The 19,716-nt window shown below is 71.5% G+C and carries 17 protein-coding genes; 11 read left to right on the plus strand and 6 right to left on the minus strand.

Annotated features, from left to right (window positions below):
* The first annotated feature begins 33 nt into the window (after positions 1–33).
* The 5 genes from ACOBQB_RS36045 (at position 34) to ACOBQB_RS36065 (ending at position 4,317) form a co-directional block, all read left to right on the plus strand.
* A complete protein-coding gene (locus ACOBQB_RS36045; RefSeq protein ID WP_423597969.1) occupies positions 34–264 on the plus strand; it encodes a hypothetical protein in 231 nt (76 codons plus the stop codon).
* A gap of 87 nt (positions 265–351) precedes the next feature.
* Positions 352–861 carry a MarR family winged helix-turn-helix transcriptional regulator gene (locus ACOBQB_RS36050; RefSeq protein WP_423597971.1) on the plus strand — a complete coding sequence of 170 codons (510 nt, stop codon included), beginning with the start codon at positions 352–354 and terminating at the stop codon, positions 859–861.
* Positions 862–939: 78 nt separating this feature from the next.
* The gene (locus ACOBQB_RS36055; RefSeq protein WP_423597973.1) at positions 940–1,272 is read left to right on the plus strand and encodes a DUF3817 domain-containing protein; all 333 of its coding nucleotides are present in this window, start codon (positions 940–942) and stop codon (positions 1,270–1,272) included.
* A 73-nt stretch (positions 1,273–1,345) separates the two neighbouring features.
* Positions 1,346–3,046, plus strand: coding sequence for an acyl-CoA mutase large subunit family protein (locus ACOBQB_RS36060; RefSeq protein ID WP_423597975.1), 1,701 nt, complete (start codon positions 1,346–1,348; stop codon positions 3,044–3,046).
* A gap of 179 nt (positions 3,047–3,225) precedes the next feature.
* A complete protein-coding gene (locus ACOBQB_RS36065) occupies positions 3,226–4,317 on the plus strand; it encodes an alpha/beta fold hydrolase (protein ID WP_423597977.1) in 1,092 nt (363 codons plus the stop codon).
* 59 nt (positions 4,318–4,376) lie between these two features.
* Here the strand turns inward: ACOBQB_RS36065 and ACOBQB_RS36070 are convergent, their stop codons facing one another.
* Together ACOBQB_RS36070 and ACOBQB_RS36075 are read right to left on the minus strand one after the other, a co-directional pair.
* The gene (locus ACOBQB_RS36070; RefSeq protein WP_423597979.1) at positions 4,377–5,780 is read right to left on the minus strand and encodes a sensor histidine kinase; all 1,404 of its coding nucleotides are present in this window, start codon (positions 5,778–5,780) and stop codon (positions 4,377–4,379) included.
* A complete protein-coding gene (locus ACOBQB_RS36075; protein ID WP_423597981.1) occupies positions 5,777–6,532 on the minus strand; it encodes a response regulator transcription factor in 756 nt (251 codons plus the stop codon). The genes ACOBQB_RS36070 and ACOBQB_RS36075 overlap by 4 nt, the downstream gene beginning before the upstream one ends.
* A 64-nt stretch (positions 6,533–6,596) precedes the next feature.
* Here ACOBQB_RS36075 and ACOBQB_RS36080 point away from each other — a divergent pair, with 64 nt between their 5' ends.
* Both ACOBQB_RS36080 and ACOBQB_RS36085 read left to right on the plus strand, forming a co-directional pair.
* Complete coding sequence (locus ACOBQB_RS36080; protein ID WP_423597983.1) at positions 6,597–7,781, plus strand: UDP-N-acetylglucosamine--N-acetylmuramyl-(pentapeptide) pyrophosphoryl-undecaprenol N-acetylglucosamine transferase; 1,185 nt, start codon at positions 6,597–6,599, stop codon at positions 7,779–7,781.
* On the plus strand, positions 7,781–8,791 hold the full coding sequence (locus ACOBQB_RS36085) for a GDP-mannose 4,6-dehydratase (protein ID WP_423597985.1): 1,011 nt from the start codon (positions 7,781–7,783) through the stop codon (positions 8,789–8,791). Before ACOBQB_RS36080 ends, ACOBQB_RS36085 begins: the two co-directional genes overlap by 1 nt.
* Positions 8,792–9,313: 522 nt before the next feature.
* Here ACOBQB_RS36085 and ACOBQB_RS36090 read toward each other — a convergent pair.
* Entirely contained in the window at positions 9,314–9,952 is a 639-nt protein-coding gene (locus ACOBQB_RS36090; RefSeq protein WP_423597987.1) for a TetR/AcrR family transcriptional regulator, read from the minus strand.
* A 307-nt stretch (positions 9,953–10,259) separates the two neighbouring features.
* On the opposite strand from ACOBQB_RS36090, the gene ACOBQB_RS36095 reads away from it, so the two are divergent.
* The 4 genes from ACOBQB_RS36095 to ACOBQB_RS36110 all read left to right on the plus strand — a co-directional run bounded on the left by ACOBQB_RS36095 (position 10,260) and on the right by ACOBQB_RS36110 (position 14,612).
* Positions 10,260–11,243: a tetratricopeptide repeat protein gene (locus ACOBQB_RS36095; protein ID WP_423597989.1), complete on the plus strand. Its 984-nt coding sequence runs from the start codon at positions 10,260–10,262 to the stop codon at positions 11,241–11,243.
* A 668-nt stretch (positions 11,244–11,911) separates the two neighbouring features.
* Positions 11,912–12,544 carry a DUF6230 family protein gene (locus ACOBQB_RS36100; RefSeq protein WP_423597991.1) on the plus strand — a complete coding sequence of 211 codons (633 nt, stop codon included), beginning with the start codon at positions 11,912–11,914 and terminating at the stop codon, positions 12,542–12,544.
* A 147-nt stretch (positions 12,545–12,691) separates the two neighbouring features.
* Positions 12,692–13,234, plus strand: a complete 543-nt coding sequence (locus ACOBQB_RS36105; RefSeq protein ID WP_423597993.1) for a DUF6114 domain-containing protein — start codon at positions 12,692–12,694, stop codon at positions 13,232–13,234.
* Positions 13,224–14,612 (plus strand): hypothetical protein, encoded by a 1,389-nt coding sequence (locus ACOBQB_RS36110; protein WP_423597995.1) that lies wholly within the window; start codon positions 13,224–13,226, stop codon positions 14,610–14,612. Before ACOBQB_RS36105 ends, ACOBQB_RS36110 begins: the two co-directional genes overlap by 11 nt.
* Before the next feature lie 72 nt (positions 14,613–14,684).
* On the opposite strand, the gene pyk is transcribed toward ACOBQB_RS36110, so the two are convergent.
* The 3 genes from pyk to pta form a co-directional block, all read right to left on the minus strand.
* Positions 14,685–16,115 (minus strand): pyruvate kinase, encoded by a 1,431-nt coding sequence (gene pyk / locus ACOBQB_RS36115; RefSeq protein WP_423597997.1) that lies wholly within the window; start codon positions 16,113–16,115, stop codon positions 14,685–14,687.
* A 73-nt stretch (positions 16,116–16,188) separates the two neighbouring features.
* Positions 16,189–17,406, minus strand: a complete 1,218-nt coding sequence (locus ACOBQB_RS36120) for an acetate kinase (RefSeq protein ID WP_423597999.1) — start codon at positions 17,404–17,406, stop codon at positions 16,189–16,191.
* A gap of 41 nt (positions 17,407–17,447) precedes the next feature.
* Positions 17,448–19,526, minus strand: coding sequence for a phosphate acetyltransferase (gene pta, locus ACOBQB_RS36125; RefSeq protein ID WP_423598001.1), 2,079 nt, complete (start codon positions 19,524–19,526; stop codon positions 17,448–17,450).
* Positions 19,527–19,716 lie beyond the last annotated feature (190 nt).

A 19,716-nucleotide genomic window follows, 5' to 3' on the forward strand; every position in this document is an offset into this window, starting at 1 on the left:
GGTGACGGTCAGTCAGCCCGGCAATCGTTGCATATGGGGTCAATCATCCCCTTGTGCGACACCGGGTCCACTTCTGGTGAGCAGCGCGCGATCCCGGCACCGGCGGCCCACGGCCGCGTCATGTCCTCCCGCGCCGTCTCGGGGCGGGGCGCCCGCACCCCGGCGATCTCCTCCGCCGCCGAGTCCTCGCGGCTCGGCGCGGGCGCCGGAGTGAGCGGCATCCTCCGCTGCCGCCCCTCGCGGCGGGGGCGTGCCGCGCGGTGAGTGGCGGGGCCAGGGGCGAGAAGCAACGAACGCCCGGATTGCGAGACGGGGCTGACCGCCATATGACCGGCGGGTAAGGTCTTTGGCGTGCCGAAGCCGCTCAGCCTCCCCTTCGATCCGATCGCCCGCGCCGACGAGCTCTGGAAGCAGCGCTGGGGAGCGGTCCCGGCCATGGGTGCGATCACCTCGATCATGCGTGCGCACCAGATCCTGCTCGCCGAGGTCGACGCGGTCGTCAAGCCGTACGGACTGACCTTCGCGCGCTACGAGGCCCTGGTGCTGCTCACCTTCTCCCAGGCCGGCGAACTGCCGATGTCGAAGATCGGCGAGCGGCTCATGGTGCACCCCACCTCCGTGACCAACACCGTCGACCGGCTCGTGAAGTCCGGCCTCGTCGACAAGCGCCCCAACCCCAACGACGGCCGCGGCACTCTGGCCTCCATCACCGACAAGGGCCGCGAGGTCGTCGAGGCGGCCACGCGCGAGCTGATGGCGATGGACTTCGGGCTCGGGGTGTACGACGCGGAGGAGTGCGGGGAGATCTTCGCGATGCTGCGGCCGCTGCGGATCGCCGCGCGGGACTTCGAGGAGAAGTAGAGCCGCTCGTTCCGCTCGTGGCGGGGTCGCGGCGGGGGCGGCGAAGATCGCGCGAGACGGGCCGTTACGCTCGTACGCATGAAGCGAAGCGTGCTGACCCGCTACCGGGTGATGGCCTACGTCACCGCCGTGATGCTGCTCGTGCTGTGCGCGTGCATGATCTTCAAATACGGCTTCGACAAGGGCGAGGGCCTGACGCTCGTCGTGTCGCAGGTCCACGGCGTGCTCTACATCATCTACCTGATCTTCGCCTTCGACCTCGGCTCCAAGGCGAAGTGGCCGTTCGGCAAGCTCCTGTGGGTGCTCGTCTCCGGCACCATCCCGACCGCCGCGTTCTTCGTCGAGCGCAACGTCGCCCGCGAGGTCGAGCCGCTGATCACCGACGGTTCGCCGGTCACCGCGAAGGCGTAACCTCCACCGCCACGGACAGGTCCGTGGCGGTTTGCCATCGACTTTTACTAGGACGTCCTAGTAAATTCGAGGTATGGACGCTGACGCGATCGAGGAAGGCCGCCGACGCTGGCAGGCCCGTTACGACAAGGCCCGCAAGCGCGACGCGGACTTCACCACGCTCTCCGGCGACCCGGTCGACCCCGTCTACGGGCCGCGCCCCGGTGACACGTACGAGGGATTCGAGCGGATCGGCTGGCCCGGGGAGTACCCCTTCACGCGCGGGCTGTACCCCACCGGGTACCGCGGCCGCACCTGGACCATCCGCCAGTTCGCGGGCTTCGGCAACGCCGAGCAGACGAACGAGCGCTACAAGATGATCCTCGCCAACGGCGGCGGCGGCCTCTCCGTAGCCTTCGACATGCCGACCCTCATGGGCCGCGACTCCGACGACCCCCGCTCCCTCGGCGAGGTCGGGCACTGCGGCGTCGCCATCGACTCCGCCGCCGACATGGAGGTCCTCTTCAAGGACATCCCCCTCGGCGACGTGACGACCTCCATGACGATCAGCGGGCCCGCCGTGCCCGTCTTCTGCATGTACCTCGTCGCCGCCGAGCGCCAGGGCGTCGACCCGGACATCCTCAACGGCACGCTCCAGACCGACATCTTCAAGGAGTACATCGCGCAGAAGGAGTGGCTCTTCCAGCCCGAGCCGCATCTGCGCCTCATCGGCGACCTGATGGAGCACTGCGCGCGCGACATCCCCGCGTACAAGCCGCTCTCCGTCTCCGGCTACCACATCCGCGAGGCCGGGGCGACGGCCGCGCAGGAGCTGGCGTACACGCTCGCGGACGGCTTCGGGTACGTGGAGCTGGGGCTCAGCCGCGGTCTGGACGTCGACGTCTTCGCGCCCGGGCTCTCCTTCTTCTTCGACGCGCACGTGGACTTCTTCGAGGAGATCGCGAAGTTCCGCGCCGCGCGCCGCATCTGGGCCCGCTGGCTGCGCGACGAGTACGGCGCGAAGACCGACAAGGCCCAGTGGCTGCGCTTCCACACCCAGACCGCCGGTGTCTCGCTCACCGCCCAGCAGCCGTACAACAACGTGGTGCGGACAGCCGTGGAGGCCCTCGCCGCGGTGCTCGGCGGCACGAACTCCCTGCACACCAACGCCCTCGACGAGACCCTCGCCCTGCCCAGCGAGCAGGCCGCCGAGATCGCGCTGCGCACCCAGCAGGTGCTGATGGAGGAGACCGGCGTCGCCAACGTCGCCGACCCGCTCGGCGGCTCCTGGTACATCGAGCAGCTCACCGACCGCATCGAGGCCGACGCCGAGAAGATCTTCGAGCAGATCAAGGAGCGGGGACGGCGGGCCTGCCCCGACGGGCAGTACCCGATCGGGCCGATCACCTCCGGCATCCTGCGCGGGATCGAGGACGGCTGGTTCACCGGCGAGATCGCCGAGTCCGCCTTCCAGTACCAGCGGTCCCTGGAGAAGGGCGACAAGCGCGTCGTCGGCGTCAACTGCCATGAAGGTTCCGTCACCGGTGACCTGGAGATCCTGCGGGTCAGCCATGAGGTCGAGCGGGAGCAGGTGCGGGAGCTCGCGGAGCGCAAGGCGGGGCGGGACGACGCGAAGGTACGGGCCTCCCTCGACGCCATGCTGGCGGCGGCGCGGGACGGTTCGAACATGATCGGGCCCATGCTGGAGGCGGTGCGGGCCGAGGCGAGCCTCGGGGAGATCTGCGGGGTGCTGCGGGACGAGTGGGGGGTTTATACGGAGCCGCCGGGGTTCTAGGCGCGGGGTTTCCCGGGCGAGCGGGGACCTGCGGGCCGTATGTGGCTTGGCGCGCCCACGCGGCGGAGCCGCATATGTCACGGCCCGCGCCCCTGGGGACGGTGCAGAAACTCCCAGGTTTAAATCCGAAGGCCTGGGTAGGCGCGCCGCGTTCCCCGTCCCCGCCCCTGGAGTCGTCCGTGACCTCGACCGGCCACGCCCGCACCGCCGCCATCGCCATAGGCGCCGCCACCCTCACCGTCCTCGGGGCGCTGCTGGTCGGCGGGTCCGGTGAAGTGAGTGCGAGCCCGCCGCCCGAGCCCAAGGTGCAGGACGACTTCGACTCGCTCGGCCCCGCCGTGCGCGCGGCGAAGCTGGACAGCGGGCGCACCGCCCACTACATCGACCAGGGGCCGCGCGACGGCCGGCCCGTCCTGTACATCGGCGGCACCGGCACGAGCGCCCGCGCCGCCCACCTGACGGACTTCTTCCGCAGCACGCGCGAGGACCTGGGCCTGCGGCTCATCTCCGTGGAGCGCAACGGCTTCGGTGACACGGAGTTCGACAAGGGGCTCGGCAAGGCCGACTTCGCCGAGGACGCCCTGGCGGTCATGGACCGGCTGAAGGTGAAGGACTTCTCCGTCGTCGCGATCTCGGGCGGCGGCCCCTACGCCGCCGAACTCGCCGCCAAGGCCCCCGGCCGCGTCTCGGCGCTGCACCTCGCCGCCGCGCTCCCGCCCTACGGCGCCCGGCCCGCGTTCTGCGACCTGTCCGACGAGGCGCTGGCCGCCGCAGTCAAGGACCAGATCAAGGACCCGCGCAAGTGGTGGGCCTTCCCCGACGACAGCGCCGTGAAGTCGATTCCCGGCTTCGCCGACACGGCGTACGAGGAGGGGGCGCGCACCTACAACCAGCGCGGCCAGCGGTCCGAACCCGCGCCCCAGGTGCACGAGCAGCGGCTGTACTGCGAGCGCCCGGGCCCCGACCTGTCGAAGCTGGACGCGCCCGTCTACGTCTACGCCGGGAAGAAGGACACCACCGTGCCCCCGGCGACGATCGAGACGTGGCGGCGGGAGCTGCCCGGCACACCGAAGGTGCGGACGTACGACGACTCCGGGCACGACGTGCAGTACCGGCACTGGGACCAGATCCTGGTGGACCTGGCGGGGCACGGCGAGCGGACGGTCGTCTGCAAGGGCGCGCACACCCGGGTCCTCGTCGCGCGCGAGGCGGACCGCCTTCTCGCCAAGGGCAGCGCCACGCTGGGCAGCTGCGCCTGGGCCAAGAAGTAGGTGGCGCGAGTGCGCCTGGGCCAAGAACCTGAGCCAAGAACCTGAGCCAAGAACCTGAGCTAAGAAGTTGGCAGCGCCAGGCGGAACAGCGCGCCGCCGCCCGGTGCCCGCTCGGCCGTCAGCTCCGCCCCGTGCGCGTGCGCGATCTGGCGGGCCATCGCGAGGCCGAGGCCCGAACCGGGCAGGGCGCGGGCCTTCTCGGCGCGGTAGAAGCGGTCGAAGACGTGGGGCAGGTCCTCCTCCGCGATGCCTGGACCGTGGTCGCGTACCGTCAACTCCGTGGCCGTGAGCCATAGTTCGACGGGAGCGCCCGGCGGGGAGAACTTGGCCGCGTTGTCCAGGAGGTTGGTGAGCAGCCGGGACAGGCGCGCCGGTACGCCGGGGACGCTGAGGTCCGCCGCCTCCGGCGCGATCTGGAGGGTGAAGGGGACGGCGGGCCAGTGGCCGCGGGCGGCGTCCACCGCGTGGGCGGCCAGCGGGGCGAGCCGTACCTCCTCAAGGAGGGGCTGCGGCTCCTCCTCCCTGGCCAGCTCGATCAAGTCGTTGACCAGGCCGGTGACTTCGCGCAGCTGGCGGCCGAGCGCCCCGGCCGCGCGCTCCCGTTGCGCCGCGGTGAGACGGTCCGCCTTGGCGAGGAGCTCGGCGTTCGTACGCAGCGCGGTCAGCGGAGTGCGCAGTTCGTGGGAGGCGTCGGCGACCAGGCGGCGGCGGGCCGCGACGGACTCCTCCAGCTCGGCGAGCATCGTGTTGAACGTGGCGGCCAGGCGGGTGACCTCGTCTTGTCGGCCGTCATGGCCCGCGCGGCCCGACGGCCCCGGCGGCAGTTCGATGCGGTGCCGGGCGTCACGGGTGGCGGCGATGCGCTCGGCCGTGGCGGTGAGCCGGGTGATCGGGGCGAGGCCGGTGCGCGAGACCCAGTAGCCGCCGACCGCCGAGAGCAGCACGCCCGCGCCGCCCACCGCGGCGAGCAGTGTCGCGGCCTGGCGCACCCCGCGCTCGGCGATGTCGGCCCGCAGGGCGACCTGCACGGCCTCGCCGTCGCCGAAGGTGGTGGTATACATCCGGCCCGGCCTGCCGCCGGGGAGTGTGAAGCTCGCGTAGTACGGGGCCCGCCTGGCGGCGACCTCACGCGTCGCCCCGCTCACCGGCAGCAGATACGGCTTCGCCGGATCGTCGGCGGAGTCCGCCGGGACGATCTGCGAGCAGGCGGGCGCCCCGAGGAACCGGCACTCGCCCGTCATCACGCCGGGGTCCTCGTCGCGGTGCTGCTGCACGGTGAGCGTCGCCGACTGGGCGAGGTTCTGGTCGAGCTGTTGGTACAGCTTGAAGCGGATCACGAAGAACGCGGCGGCGCACACCCCGATCGCCACCAGCGCCACGGCCGCCGCCGCGGCCACTGCGAGACGGGTCCGCAGCGGTCTGCGGCGCCGCCAGCGCGCGCCGAGCCCGCGCCGCGCGCTCACGGCGAGCCCAGGCGGTAGCCGACGCCGTGCACGGTGTGGACGAGCCGCGGCTCACCGCCCGACTCCAGCTTGCGGCGCAGGTAACCCACGTACACGGCAAGGGAGTTGGAGTCCGGCCCGAAGTCGCGGCCCCACACCGCCCGCTGGATCAGCTCGCGCGGCAGCACCTGTCCGGCGTTGCGGAGCAGCAGTTCGAGGAGGGCGGCCTCGGTGCGGCTGAACTCGACCCGGCGCCCGCCGCGGCGGCCGGTGCGGGTGGCGGGGTCCAGGACGAGATCGCCGTACGCGAGGTCGTCGCCGTCCGCCAAGGCCGGCTCGGGCGTCGCGCGGCGCAGCAGCGCCCGCACCCGGGCCACCAGTTCGTCGAGGGCGAAGGGCTTGACCAGGTAGTCGTCGGCGCCCGCGTCCAGGCCGTCGACGCGTTCGCTCACCGAGTCCAGCGCGGTCAGCACGAGCACGGGCGTGCGGTCGCCCGCCGCGCGCAGTCGGCGGCAGACGGCGAGGCCGTCCATGACGGGCATCAGCACGTCGAGGACGAGCAGGTCGGGCTGCCAGCGGGCCACCGCGGTGAGCGCGCGGTGGCCGTCCTCCGCGCCCCGCACCAGGTGCCCCTCGACGGTCAGGGCGTCCTCGACGGCGGCGCGGACCTCGGGGTCGTCGTCGACGACGAGGATCTTGTGCGGTACGGGTTCGGGCGCACCGCCCGGCGGGCCGCTTCTGCCGGTCAAGCTCGTGACGCTCAGGAAACTCATGGAGCAAAGGTGCCAAACGCGGCTCTTAAAACCCTCTTAGACCCTCTCGCGATGCTCCTTCGTCATGCGAACCTCTCACTCCGGCGTTCCGGGACGCCCCGGCTCGCCCGCCCTCTCCGTCGTCATCGGCGCGGGCGGCACCGGCGGGCACATCTATCCGGGCCTCGCCCTCGCCGACGCGCTGCGCCGGGCCGTGCCGGGCGCGGTGATCTCCTTCGTCGGCACCGAACGGGGCCTGGAGAAGCGGCTGATACCGGATGCCGGCTACCGCCTGCACACCGTCGACATGATCCCCTTCGACCCCTCGCTCGGCGCCCGCCGCTACCTGCTGCCCGCCGCGCTGCTGAAGTCCGGAGCCCAGTGCCGCGCCATCCTGCGGGATCAGGGCGCGCAGGTCGCCGTCGGCATGGGCGGCTACCCCAGCGCCCCCGTCGTCGTCGGCGCCCGCATGGCCGGCCTGCCGAGCCTCATCCACGAGTCCAACGCCGTGCCCGGCCGCGCCAACCGCTTCGCCGCCCGCCTCACCCCCAACATCGCGGTGGCCTTCGACCGCAGCCGCGCGCACCTGCCGGGCGGTGAGCGGGCCCACACCACCGGCATGCCGATCGCCGAGCCCCTCGCCAGGCTCGACCGGGCCGCGCTGCGCACCGAGGCGCGGCGCGCGCTCGGCGTACCGGACGGGGTCCGCCTGGTCCTCTTCAACGGCGGCAGCCTCGGCGCCGCCCGGCTCACCGAGGCCGCGGTCGGCCTCGCCGAGCGGTGGCAGGGGCGCGGGGACGTCCACCTCCTGGTCAAGACCGGCCCCGCCGCGCTGGAGGAGACGCGGGCCGGACTCGCGGCCTCGGGCGGGTCCTCGGTGGCCCGCGCCGTCGCCTACCTCGACCGCATGGACCTCTCCTACGCCGCCGCCGACCTGGTCGTCTGCCGCGCGGGCTCGGCGACCGTCGCCGAACTGGCCGCCACCGGGGTGCCCGCCGTCCTCGTGCCGTACCCGCACGCTCCCGGTGACCACCAGACCCACAACGCCCGGGTCCTCACCGACGCGGGCGCGGGCCTCCTGCTGCCCGACGCCGAGACCACCGCGGACCGCCTCGCGGAGCTGGTCGGCCCGCTGCTCGCCGACCCGGCGCGGCTCGCCGCGATGAGCGGCGCCGCCGACCCCGGCCCGCACGCCCGCGCCGCCGACCTGCTCGCCGAGCGGGTCCTCCACCTCGCCCACGCCACCACCCCTCACCTGGAGTACGCATGATGACGTCTTTCTCTCGGCAGGATTTCTCCTGGCAGGACCGCACCGTCCTCGTCACCGGAGCCGAGGGCTTCATCGGCTCGACCCTCGTCGACCTGCTCCTCGAAGCGGGCGCGAAGGTCCGCGCCTTCGTCCACTACAAGCCGTACGCGGAGAAGGGCCACCTCGCGCACCTCCTCGGCGACCCGCGGGTCGAGATGATCGCCGGGGACGTGCGGGACGCGGGGCGGGTGATGGACGCGGTCGCCGGGTGCGACACCGTCTTCCACCTCGCCGCGCTGATCGGCATCCCGTACTCGTACGACTCGCCGGGCGCGTACGTCCAGACGAACGTCGTCGGCACGGAGAACGTCGCGGAGGCGTGCCGGCGGCACGGTGTGCGGCGCCTCGTCCACACGTCGACGAGTGAGGTGTACGGGACGGCGCTGACCGCGCCGATCAGCGAGGACCACCCGCTCCAGCCGCAGTCCCCGTACTCCGCCTCGAAGATCGGCGCCGACATGATGGCGCTCTCGCACTGGCACGCCTTCGAGCTGCCGGTGACGGTGGTCCGCCCCTTCAACACGTACGGTCCGCGGCAGTCGGCCCGGGCCGTGATCCCCACGATCCTCGCGCAACTGCACGCGGGCGCGCGTGAGATCAGGCTGGGCTCGCTGACGCCCACGCGGGACTTCACCTACGTCACGGACACGGCGCGGGGCTTCATGGCGATGGCGGTGTGCGACCGGGCGCTCGGGCACGCGGTGAATCTGGGGGTGGGCCGGGAGATCTCCATCGGAGAGCTGGCGGAGGCGTTGATCGCGGCGTCGGGCCGCGAGGCCTCGGTCGTGGTCGACCCGGCGCGGCTGCGGCCTTCCGGCAGTGAGGTGGAGAGGCTGCTGTCGGACAACTCCCGGGCGCGGGAGTGGGCGGGGTGGGAGCCGCGGGTTTCTCTCTCGGAGGGGCTTGAGCGGACGTCGGAGTGGGTGGCGGGGAACCTGCGGCTGTTCGCGCCGGAGCGGTATCAGGTTTGAGCTGGGGGTGCGGGTTTGTGGGGGCCGGTCGCGCCCCGCGGTGGAGCCGCTGATGTCACGGGCCCGTGCCCCTTGTGGGGGTTGGGCGCGCCCTGTGGTGGGGTCACTGATGTTGCGGGCCCGCGGGTGTGGGGCGGGTGCGGGTTTGTGGGGGCTGGTCGCGCCCTGTGGTGGAGCCGCTGATGTCACGGGCCCGCGCCCCGCGGTGGAGCCGCTGATGTCACGGGCCCGTGCCCCTTGTGGGGGCTGGTCGCGCCCCGCGGTGGAGCCGCTGATGTTGCGGGCCCGTGCCCCTTGTGGGGGCTGGTCGCGCCCCGCGGTGGAGCCGCTGATGTTGCGGGCCCGTGCCCCTTGTGGGGGCTGGTCGCGCCCCGCGGTGGAGTCGCTGATGTTGCGGGCCCGTGCCCCTTGTGGGGGCTGGTCGCGCCCCGCGGTGGAGTCGCTGATGTTGCGGGCCCGTGCCCCTTGCGGGGGTTGGACGCGCCCTGTGGTGGGGTCGCTGATGTTGCGGGCCCGCGGCCCTTACGCCTGCGCCGCCGCCGCTGCCAATCCTCCCAGCAGCAGCAGCGTGAAGCGGCGGGACCACTCCTCGTCCACCGGTTCCGCGCTGACCAGGGCGCGGTGGACCACCGCGCCGGCGATCACGTCGAAGATGAGGTCCGCCGTGCGGGCGGCGGCGGACGGGTCCGGCTCGACGGGGAGTTCGCCCCGTTCCTGCGCCCGCTTGCGCCCCGCGAGGACCAGCCGCTTCTGGCGGTCGACGATGGACTCGCGGATGCGCTCCCGCAGCGGCCCGTCCGTCGTCGACTCCGCGACCACCGCCATCAGCGCCGTCTTCGTCTCGGGGCGGCCGAGCAGCGCCGCGAACTGCAGGACCACGCCCTCGATGTCCGCGGCGAGGCTGCCCCGGTCCGGCAGCTCCAGCTCGTCGAAGAGTTCCGCCACCGCGTCCACGACCAGCTCGCTCTTGCCCGCCCAGCGCCGGTACAGGGTGGTCTTGGCGACCCCCGCGCGCGTGGCGACGGCGCCGAGCGTCAGCTTGGACCAGCCCAGCTCCACGAGGCCCTGCCGGGTCGCCTCCAGGATCGCGGCGTCGGCGGTCGCGCTGCGCGGGCGGCCGCCGGTACGGGCGGGTGGAGTGGGGGACGTACGGCTCTGCATGGCCGCGACCATACCGGTCGGTACGGACCGGCCCGGGACCCCTTGGCCCTCAGCAGTGAGGGAGATCACCGGCCGGGGCTGTCCACGCCCGGGGCACGCCAGTTACGCTACGACCCGTAGCGAAAGCCACGAGCGACAACCACAAGCGGCAACCACGCGGTACACACGTACGACGGCACGGGGTGGGGACCCCGGGCCAACCACCGGTCCTCCTCGGGACCTTGGACCAAGGCCTCCGTGGCCCCGCAATCCGGCGGGGGTTCACAGACGGGCGCGGTTCCCGCACGGCTTGGGGGAGGATGTACTCATGCAGCCACGGAACATGTCCATGAGCGGAGTCGTCGACCTCGCCGCGGTGAAGGCGGCCCAGGAGGCCAAGGCGAAGGCGGAGCAGGCGCGCGCCGAAGCGGCGCGGCAGGGCGGGGGCGCGGCAGGCGCCGCGGTGTCCCCGGCCTCCCTCGTCATCGATGTCGACGAGGCCCGCTTCGAGAGCGAGGTCCTCCAGCGCTCCACCGAGGTCCCGGTCGTCATCGACTTCTGGGCCGAGTGGTGCGAGCCGTGCAAGCAGCTGAGCCCCCTTCTGGAGCGGCTCGCGCAGGAGTACAACGGCCGCTTCCTCCTCGCCAAGATCGACGTCGACGCCAACCAGATGCTGATGCAGCAGTTCGGGGTCCAGGGGATCCCGGCGGTCTTCGCGGTGGTGGCCGGCCAGGCCCTGCCCCTCTTCCAGGGCGCGGCCCCCGAGGCGCAGATCCGCCAGACCCTCGACCAGCTCGTCCAGGTCGGCGAGGAGCGCTTCGGCCTGACCGGCCTGGTGGTCGACCCCGGCGCCGAGGGCCGGCAGGCCCCCGCCGCGGCCGAGGTGCCCGCCGGTCCCTACGACGCGCTGCTCGAAGCGGCCGTGCGGGCGCTGGACGCGGGTGATCTGGGCGGTGCCGTCCAGGCGTACAAGAACGTACTCAGCGACGACCCGGCGAACACCGAGGCCAAGCTCGGTCTCGCCCAGGCCGAACTGCTCCAGCGCGTGCAGGGTCTCGACCCGCAGCAGGTCCGCAAGGACGCCGCCGACAAGCCCGCGGACGTGTCGGCGCAGATCGCCGCAGCCGACCTGGATCTGGTGGGCGGTCATGTGGAGGACGCCTTCGGGCGGCTCATCGACACGGTGCGGCGCACGGCGGGCGACGACCGCGACGCCGCGCGCGTGCGGCTGCTCGAACTCTTCGAGGTGGTCGGCTCGGACGACCCGCGCGTGACGTCGGCGCGCACGGCGCTCGCCCGGGTGCTCTTCTGAGCCGTGCGCCGAGCCCGCGGCCGGTCCGTCCACCGGCCCGTCGGCTGACCAGTCCCTCAACGCAGGGGCTTGTGATGCCGGAGTGAAAACTCTGGTCCCAGGACGCGACAGTGGCCGTGCTTTGCCAAAACTTGGCAAACACGGCCACTGTTACTTGGAGTAAGTCGTGGGCGCCCATCTGGGCTCTTTCGCTCGTACATGTCCCGTTCTGCTCCCGCCTGTTGAGCCACCGTCCGTGGCTGACCGATACCGCGCGGTCGCGGTTCGGTTATCCGCCCGTTACTAGCCAGTAACGAACCCCCTTGTGCCGGGCCCGAGAATGCACCACGATCGGCGACGCTCGGTCCGATGAACCGCCACCCGACAGCCGGTCGGGAGCGGGGCCTTCGGGTCCCCACCGAGCAGACCGGTGACGCCGTCGCCGGTCTTGGACAGGGGGGTCTCTGCCGTCCCCGGCAGGGCCTGTCCGTGAGGTTGTGCGTGATGCGTCAGGCGCGACCAGTGGTTGTCGCTCGGGGGTGATCGCCGGTGATGTGTGGTGCGGCCAGCGCCTTACGATGCGGCGCTCTCCTTCCCGAGGACGTAGCACTTCTCCCATCCCTGCCCGGCTGAGCCGCCCGAGCGGGAGCAGTCAGGCCGGAGATGTACGTCCGAGAAGGAGGAAAGTCATGGAATCTGTGGCTCGTGGCGGGACCAGATGGAAGCGGTTCGCCGTGGTCATGGTGCCGAGCGTCGCGGCTACCGCCGCGATAGGTGTCGCCCTCTCGCAGGGCGCGCTCGCGGCATCGTTCAGTGTGTCCGGCCAGTCGTTCAAGGTCTCGGCCGACAAGCTCGACGGCCGCGGCATGGTCCAGTACGGCGGCGTTGACGTCGGCGTGGACATGGAGGGCAAGGAAGCCGCGCACCCCGTGTCGGTCTCGGCCTTCAAGAAGGCCAAGATCACCAACATGTGCCAGTCCGTCGTGACGCACATCCCCGTACTCGGCGATGTCACGCTCCAGCTCAAGGCGGGTGGCGGCAAGAAGCCGGTCGAGGCCAAGAACCTGTACATCGACGTGGCGCAGCTGGATGCCGACGCCGAGTTCAGGAACATCAACATCGGTGTCGCAGCCGGGAAGTCCACCAAGGGCCCCGGCATGAAGGGCGGCAAGGAGCAGGCGAACCCGAACGGTTTCGCCCAGGAAGCCGACCGCGCCATCCTGACCGACATCGAGCAGACGGCCTGGGCTACCAGCGCCGGCACCTTCAAGCTGAGTGGCCTCAACATGAAGCTGCACAAGGGCAAGAAGGAGTGCTTCTAAGCACTCGCTGAGCCCTGGACCCGCCGGCCCGTCAGGGCGGGCACGGGACAGCTGCTGGCCCGGCGGGCGCGGAGATCCGCTCTCCCGCCCGCCACCACAGAGCTTCACTGAATTCACGTACCGCCGGTTCCAAGGAGCTGTTTTCCCATGAGCGCCAAGTCACCGGGGCCGAACGAGCACTTCCTCCAGGTCTACCGCAGGAAGTTCCGGGCCTGGCGGGGCACCCGTCCGTTCTGGGCGGGCCTCCTTACCATCCTCGGCGGCGTGCCGATCGCCTACCTGCCCTACGGCAACATCAAGCTCGGCAACCTGACGCTCGCCCTGGCGACGACGGCGGGAGCCGGTTCGCTGATCATCGGCGTCCTCCTGATGGTGCTCGGCCTGACGATGTGGTTCCAGGTGCACACGCGGGTCTTCGCGGGCGTCGCGGCCATCCTGCTCGCCCTGGTCTCCCTGGTGGTCTCCAACTTCGGCGGCTTTCTCGTCGGCTTCCTGCTCGCACTGTTCGGCGGTGCCCTCGGCGTCTCCTGGGGTGAGCCCGAGAGCGTCCCCGCGAAGGGGCGTACGGATAAGGAGCCCGAGCCCGCGACCGCGGGCGGCCCGAACGGTGCGGACGGTGTGAGCGCGACCGACGAACTGTCAGGAACGATCCCGGTGGACGGGACGAACGGGAGGCACCGTGCAGGCTGACGAGGTGCGCCACGAGGACTCCGCGGGGGAGTCCCGTACGAGATCCGGGCCGCGCCACGCGGCCCCCAGGAAGCCGCTGCTCACCCGTCTCCAGATGCCCGCGGGCAAGGCGATAGCCCTCGCGGCCATGCCGACCGCGGTCCTCATGGGGATGGGCCTGACCCCCACGCTCGCGCAGGCCAAGCCGGGCATCCCGAAGAATCCCTTCCAGGACGGCCCGTGTGTCACGGCGCCGGACGAGGCGTCCAAGGACGTCGAGAAGGAGGCCAAGGACGCCGACGACGCCAAGAAGGCCGACGACGCCAAGAACAAGGCCGGTCAGGACGAGGCCGCCAAGGACGAGAAGGGCGGTGGCGTCGGGGACAAGGACGCGGCGGGCGAGGACTCCGCGGGACCTGCCCCCTCGACCCTCCCGGACGCCGGTGAGAAGGACGGCGAGAAGGCCGGCGAGAAGGCCGAGGACACGCCGTCCGGCGATGCGAAGGGCGAGGCCGCGCAGCCGGCCCCCGAACCGTCGAAGACCAGGAACCCCTTGGACCCGCTGGGCTTGGGCGACGCGCTCAAGGACGTGTTCACGCCCGACGACAAGGAGTCCCCGGGCCCGGCGCCGACGCCCTCCGCCCCGGAGGGGACGAACTCCCCCGAGGACCGAGGGCCCGGCCAGGACACGACGGACAAGGCCACCGAACCCGCCGACGACGCGAAGGACACGGTCGACGAGGTCGGGGACGGCGCGGACAAGGCCGGGGAGAAGACCGGGGACAAGGCCGGGGACAAGACCGGCGGCCTTGAGGACGAGGCCGGGAAGGCCGCAGGGGACGCGACCGGCGAGGCCGAGGACGGCGGCGAGGGCGACGAGGCCACCGACCCGATGGCCCCGGACGCGGACGGCAAGAAGCCGTTCCCGTGCGTGGTCGAGAAGAAGGTCGAGGGCGAGGCCGAGGAGGCCCCCGTTCCGGTCGCGGACGAGCCGTGGGAGCTGGAGGCCAGCTTCCTGCTCCTCAAGGGCCTCGACTACAAGGGCGTCGTGAACCTGACGACGGCCGGCGGCAAGACGAAGCAGGCGCTGAAGTTCACCGTCGACAACGGCACGGACATCGGCGACCTGCACCAGATCGCCCCCGGGCCCGACGGGACGAAGTACCACATCCGGGCGGACGAGGGCTCGACGTCCACGATCCGCGACGGACAGACGGTCATGTACACGGAGCGGTTGCAGGGCAACCTGTTCGGCCTGATCCCGATCGTCTTCGACCCCGAGCACCCGCCGCCGCTGAACGTTCCGATCGCGTACTTCACCAAGGTGAAGGTGGTTCAGGCCGCCCAGTTCGGCGGGACCCTGAAGGTGCCGGGTCTGGAGCAGACGATCACGCGGTGACGGCGGCCCGAACCGCGCCGAGGGCGCCCCCTGGACCAGGGGGCGCCCTCGCGTTTGAACAGCAACCGACGATTAGTCGCGTTCGCCGCCGCCAAGATGATGTACCCGGACCATGTTGGTGGTGCCGGGGACCCCGGGAGGCGAGCCCGCCGTGATGACGACCGTGTCGCCGTCGTTGAAGCGGTTGAGCTTGATCAGCTCGGCGTCGACGATCTCGACCATCGCGTCGGTGTTGTCGACGTGCGGCACGACGTAGGTGTCCACGCCCCAGCTCAGCGTGAGCTGGTTGCGGGTCGACTCGTCGGTGGTGAAGGCGAGGACCGGCTGGGCCGCGCGGTAGCGGGACAGGCGGCGGGCCGTGTCACCCGACTTGGTGAAGGCGACCAGGGCCTTGCCGCCGAGGAAGTCGGCGATCTCGGCCGCGGCGCGGGCCACCGAACCACCCTGCGTACGCGGCTTCTTGCCGGGCACGAGCGGCTGGAGGCCCTTGGAGAGCAGCTCCTCCTCGGCCGCCGCGACGATCTTCGACATCGTCTTGACGGTCTCGATCGGGTAGGCGCCGACGCTCGACTCGGCCGACAGCATGACCGCGTCCGCGCCGTCCAGGATCGCGTTGGCGACGTCGGACGCCTCGGCGCGCGTGGGGCGGGAGTTGGTGATCATCGACTCCATCATCTGGGTCGCGACGATCACCGGCTTGGCGTTGCGGCGGCACATCTCCACGAGGCGCTTCTGCACCATCGGGACCTTTTCGAGCGGGTACTCGACGGCCAGATCGCCACGGGCCACCATCACGGCGTCGAACGCCGCGACGACGCCCTCCATGTTGGCGACGGCCTGCGGCTTCTCCACCTTGGCGATGACGGGGACCCGGCGGCCCTCCTCGTCCATCACCTTGTGGACGTCCTTGACGTCGCTCGCGTCGCGGACGAAGGACAGGGCGACCATGTCGCAGCCCATCTTCAGCGCGAAGCGCAGGTCCTCGATGTCCTTCTCGGACAGCGCGGGCACGTTCACGGCCGCGCCGGGCAGGTTGATGCCCTTGTGGTCGGAGATGACACCGCCCTCGACGACGATCGTCTTCACGCGCGGGCCGTCCACCTCGACGACGCGCAGCTCGACGTTGCCGTCGTTGATGAGGACCTGGTCGCCCTTGGAGACGTCGCCCGGCAGCCCCTTGTAGGTGGTGCCGCAGATCGACTTGTCGCCGGGCACGTCCTCGGTGGTGATGGTGAACTCGTCACCGCGCACCAGCTCGACGGGGCCCTCGGCGAAGGTCTCCAGACGGATCTTCGGGCCCTGGAGGTCGGCGAGGACGCCGATCGCGCGGCCGGTCTTCGCGGCGGCCGAGCGGACCCGGTCGTACCGGCCCTGGTGCTCGGCGTGCGTGCCGTGGCTGAAGTTGAAGCGGGCCACATTCATGCCGGCTTCGATCAGCGAGACGAGCTGCTCTTCGGAGTCGACGGCGGGGCCCAGCGTGCAGACGATTTTGGAACGGCGCATGGGGCGATCCTATCGGTTTGTTTCGCTACGGAATATTCCGTCTGGTGGAATCTACAAATGGGCGGATGCGCGCTCAGGCGTTGCGGTCGCCGACCAATGCGTACGTCTGAGTGGCGATCTCCAATTCTTCGTCCGTCGGCACCACGGCGACGGCGACGCGCGCGTACTCGGGCGAAATCAGCCGAGCCTCGTCGGAACGTACGGAATTGAGCGCGCCGTCGACCGCGAGTCCCAGCTCCTCCAGGCCCGCCACCGCCGCCTCGCGCACCGGGGCCGCGTTCTCGCCGACACCGGCCGTGAACACGACGGCGTCGACGCGGCCGAGGACGGCGTAATAGGCGCCGATGTACTTCTTCAGCCGGTGGACATAGATGTCGAAAGCGAGCGCCGCCTCCTGATCGCCTTCGTCGATACGGCGCCGGATCTCCCGCATGTCGTTGTCGCCGCAGAGTCCGATCAGACCGCTCTTCTTGTTGAGGAGAATGTCGATCTCGTCGATGGACATTCCGCCGACCCTGGCCAGATGGAAGATGACCGCGGGGTCCATGTCACCGGAACGGGTACCCATCACGAGCCCCTCAAGCGGCGTGAGCCCCATCGACGTGTCGACGCAGCGCCCGCCCCGCACGGCGCTCGCCGAGGCGCCGTTGCCCAGGTGCAGCACGATGACGTTCACGTCCTCGGGCGCCTTCCCCAGCAGCTTCGCGGTCTCGCGCGAGACGTACGCGTGGGAGGTGCCGTGGAAGCCGTAGCGCCGCACGCGGTGCTCGTCGGCGGTCTTCACGTCGATCGCGTAGCGCGCCGCTGACTCCGGCATCGTCGTGTGGAACGCGGTGTCGAAGACGGCGACCTGCGGCAGGTCCGGGCGCAGCGCGTGGGCGGTGCGGATGCCGGTGATGTTGGCCGGGTTGTGCAGCGGCGCCACCGGCACCAGCCGCTCGATCTCCTGGAGCACCTCGTCGGTGATCACGGTCGGCGCGGTGAACCTCAGGCCGCCGTGCACCACGCGGTGGCCTATCGCGGCCAGCTCGGGGGAGTCGAGGCCGAGGCCGTCGGCGGCCAGCTCCGCGGCGACGGCCTTGAGCGCCGCCTCGTGGTCGGCGATCGGCTCCTCGCGCTCGCGGGGCTCGGCGCCGCCGCCGGTCAGCGGGGTGTGCTTGAGCCGCGAGGTCTCCTCGCCGATCCGCTCGACGAGACCGACGGCCAGACGTGAGCTGTCGCGCATGTCGAGCAGCTGGTACTTCACCGACGAGGAGCCGGAGTTGAGGACGAGGACGCGCGTAGCAGTCACGGATTCGGGGTGCTTTCTGTGGGGGTCCGGGCGGTGGGGGTTCAGCCGGCGGCCGGGGTCTGGGACTGGATCGCCGTGATGGCGACGGTGTTGACGATGTCCTGGACGAGCGCGCCCCGGGACAGGTCGTTGACCGGCTTGCGCAGGCCCTGCAGGACCGGGCCGACGGCGATCGCGCCGGCCGAGCGCTGCACGGCCTTGTAGGTGTTGTTGCCGGTGTTGAGGTCGGGGAAGATCAGCACGCTGGCCTGGCCCGCGACATCGGAGCCGGGCAGCTTGGTGGCCGCCACCGAGGGCTCCACCGCGGCGTCGTACTGGATCGGGCCCTCGATCTTCAGGTCCGGGCGCTGCGCGCGCACCAGTTCGGTCGCCTCGCGCACCTTGTCCACGTCGGCGCCCGAACCGGACGTGCCCGTCGAGTACGACAGCATCGCGATCCGCGGCTCCACCCCGAACTGCCCGGCAGTGGCGGCCGCCTGCACGGCGATGTCGGCCAGCTGCTCGGCGTTCGGGTCCGGGTTCACGGCGCAGTCGCCGTAGACCAGGACCTTGTCGGCGAGGCACATGAAGAAGACGGACGACACGATCGAGGCGTCCGGCTTGGTCTTGATGATCTCGAAGGCGGGCCGGATGGTGGCGGCCGTGGAGTGCACGGAGCCCGACACCATGCCGTCGGCCAGGCCCTCCTGGACCATCAGCGTGCCGAAGTAGTTCACGTCCGCCACCACGTCGTACGCCAGCTCGACGGTGACGCCCTTGTGGGCGCGCAGCTCGGCGTACTTCCCGGCGAAACGATCCCGCAGCTCGGAGGTCTGCGGGTCGATGAGCTCGGAGTCGGCGAGGTCCACGCCGAGGTCCGCGGCCTTCTTGCGGATCTGCTCGACGGGGCCGAGCAGCGTCAGGTCGCACACGCCCCGGCGCAGGAGCACATCGGCGGCGCGCAGCACCCGCTCCTCGGTGCCCTCGGGCAGCACGACGCGGCGCCGGTCGGCGCGGGCCCGCTCCAGGAGCTTGTGCTCGAACATCATCGGCGTGACGCGGTCGCTGCTCGGCGCCGAGACGCGCTTCAGGAGGTCCGCGGTGTCGACGTACCGTTCGAAGAGGCCGAGCGCGGTCTCCGCCTTGCGGGGCGTCGCGGCGTTCAGCTTCCCCTCCAGGGCGAAGAGCTCCGCCGCCGTGGGGAAGGAGCCGCCGGAGACCGCGACGACCGGGGTGCCGGGCGCGAGACGGTCGGCGAGGGTGAGGATCTCCGGGCCCGGCTGTTCGTTCAGGGTCAGCAGGACGCCCGCGATGGGCGGGGTACCGGCGCTGTGCGCGGCCAGCGAGCCCACCACCAGGTCGGCGCGGTCGCCGGGGGTGACCACCAGGCAGCCCGGGGTTAGGGCGTTCAGGAAGTTCGGCAGCATGGCGCCGCCGAAGACGAAGTCCAGGGCGTCGCGCGCGAGCCCCGAGTCGTCGCCGAGCAGGACGCGGCCGCCCAGCGCGTGGGTGATCTGCGCGACGGTCGGCGCGGAGAGCGCGGGCTCGTCGGGCAGGACGTAGCAGGGGACCGGCAGGCTGGCCTCCAGCCGCCGGTGGATCTCGTCGCGGTCGGCGGGCGCCACGCGGTTGGTGACCATGGCGAGGACGTCGCAGCCGAGGCTGTCGTACGCGCGGTGGGCGTTGCGCGTCTCGGCGTGCACCGACTCGGCGGTCTGGTTCTTGCCGCCGACCACGGGGAGCACGGAGGCGCCGAACTCGTTGGCGAGGCGGGCGTTGAGCGCCAGCTCGTCGGGGAGCTGCGTGGCGGCGAAGTCCGTGCCCAGGACGAGGACCACCTCGTACTCCCCGGCCACCCGGTGGAAGCGGTCGACGAGCCGCGAGACCAGTTCGTCGGTGCCCTGCTCGGCCTGGAGCGCGGACGCCTCGTGGTAGTCCATGCCGTACACGGTCGCGGCGTCCTGCGAGAGGCGGTAGCGGGCCCGCAGCAGGTCGAAGAGGCGGTCGGGGCCGTCGTGGACGAGGGGCCGGAAGACGCCGACCCGGTCGACCTGACGGGTCAGGAGCTCCATCACTCCCAGCTCGACGACCTGGCGGCCGTCGCCGCGGTCGATCCCGGTCACGTACACGCTGCGCGTCACGCGTGCTCTTCCCTTCCTCGCTGCCCGCTGGCCGCCCGGCGGGAGACGCCGGGTGAGCAGGACAAATTACCCGATATCGCGGCTGTGCCCTCTTGACAATACCTCTGTGGCTGGTTAAGCCGCCCGCCGGACGAAGGGCCCGGCAGTACGGGACGAAGGGCCCGGCAGGAGGGCTCACCGTGCCCCTGCC

The organism is Streptomyces sp. G5(2025) (assembly GCF_049542075.1).
In the GTDB taxonomy this organism is placed as follows: domain Bacteria; phylum Actinomycetota; class Actinomycetes; order Streptomycetales; family Streptomycetaceae; genus Streptomyces.

Coding starts and splice junctions, on each gene's coding strand:
- ACOBQB_RS36100 (WP_423597991.1), top strand. CDS start 11,912: ATGGAATCTGTGGCTCGTGGCGGGACCAGATGGAAGCGGTTCGCCGTG.
- ACOBQB_RS36085 (WP_423597985.1), top strand. CDS start 7,781: ATGACGTCTTTCTCTCGGCAGGATTTCTCCTGGCAGGACCGCACCGTC.
- ACOBQB_RS36075 (WP_423597981.1), bottom strand. CDS start 6,532: ATGAGTTTCCTGAGCGTCACGAGCTTGACCGGCAGAAGCGGCCCGCCG.
- ACOBQB_RS36080 (WP_423597983.1), top strand. CDS start 6,597: ATGCGAACCTCTCACTCCGGCGTTCCGGGACGCCCCGGCTCGCCCGCC.
- ACOBQB_RS36060 (WP_423597975.1), top strand. CDS start 1,346: ATGGACGCTGACGCGATCGAGGAAGGCCGCCGACGCTGGCAGGCCCGT.
- ACOBQB_RS36095 (WP_423597989.1), top strand. CDS start 10,260: ATGCAGCCACGGAACATGTCCATGAGCGGAGTCGTCGACCTCGCCGCG.
- ACOBQB_RS36045 (WP_423597969.1), top strand. CDS start 34: ATGGGGTCAATCATCCCCTTGTGCGACACCGGGTCCACTTCTGGTGAG.
- ACOBQB_RS36055 (WP_423597973.1), top strand. CDS start 940: ATGAAGCGAAGCGTGCTGACCCGCTACCGGGTGATGGCCTACGTCACC.
- pyk (WP_423597997.1), bottom strand. CDS start 16,115: ATGCGCCGTTCCAAAATCGTCTGCACGCTGGGCCCCGCCGTCGACTCC.
- ACOBQB_RS36090 (WP_423597987.1), bottom strand. CDS start 9,952: ATGCAGAGCCGTACGTCCCCCACTCCACCCGCCCGTACCGGCGGCCGC.
- ACOBQB_RS36105 (WP_423597993.1), top strand. CDS start 12,692: ATGAGCGCCAAGTCACCGGGGCCGAACGAGCACTTCCTCCAGGTCTAC.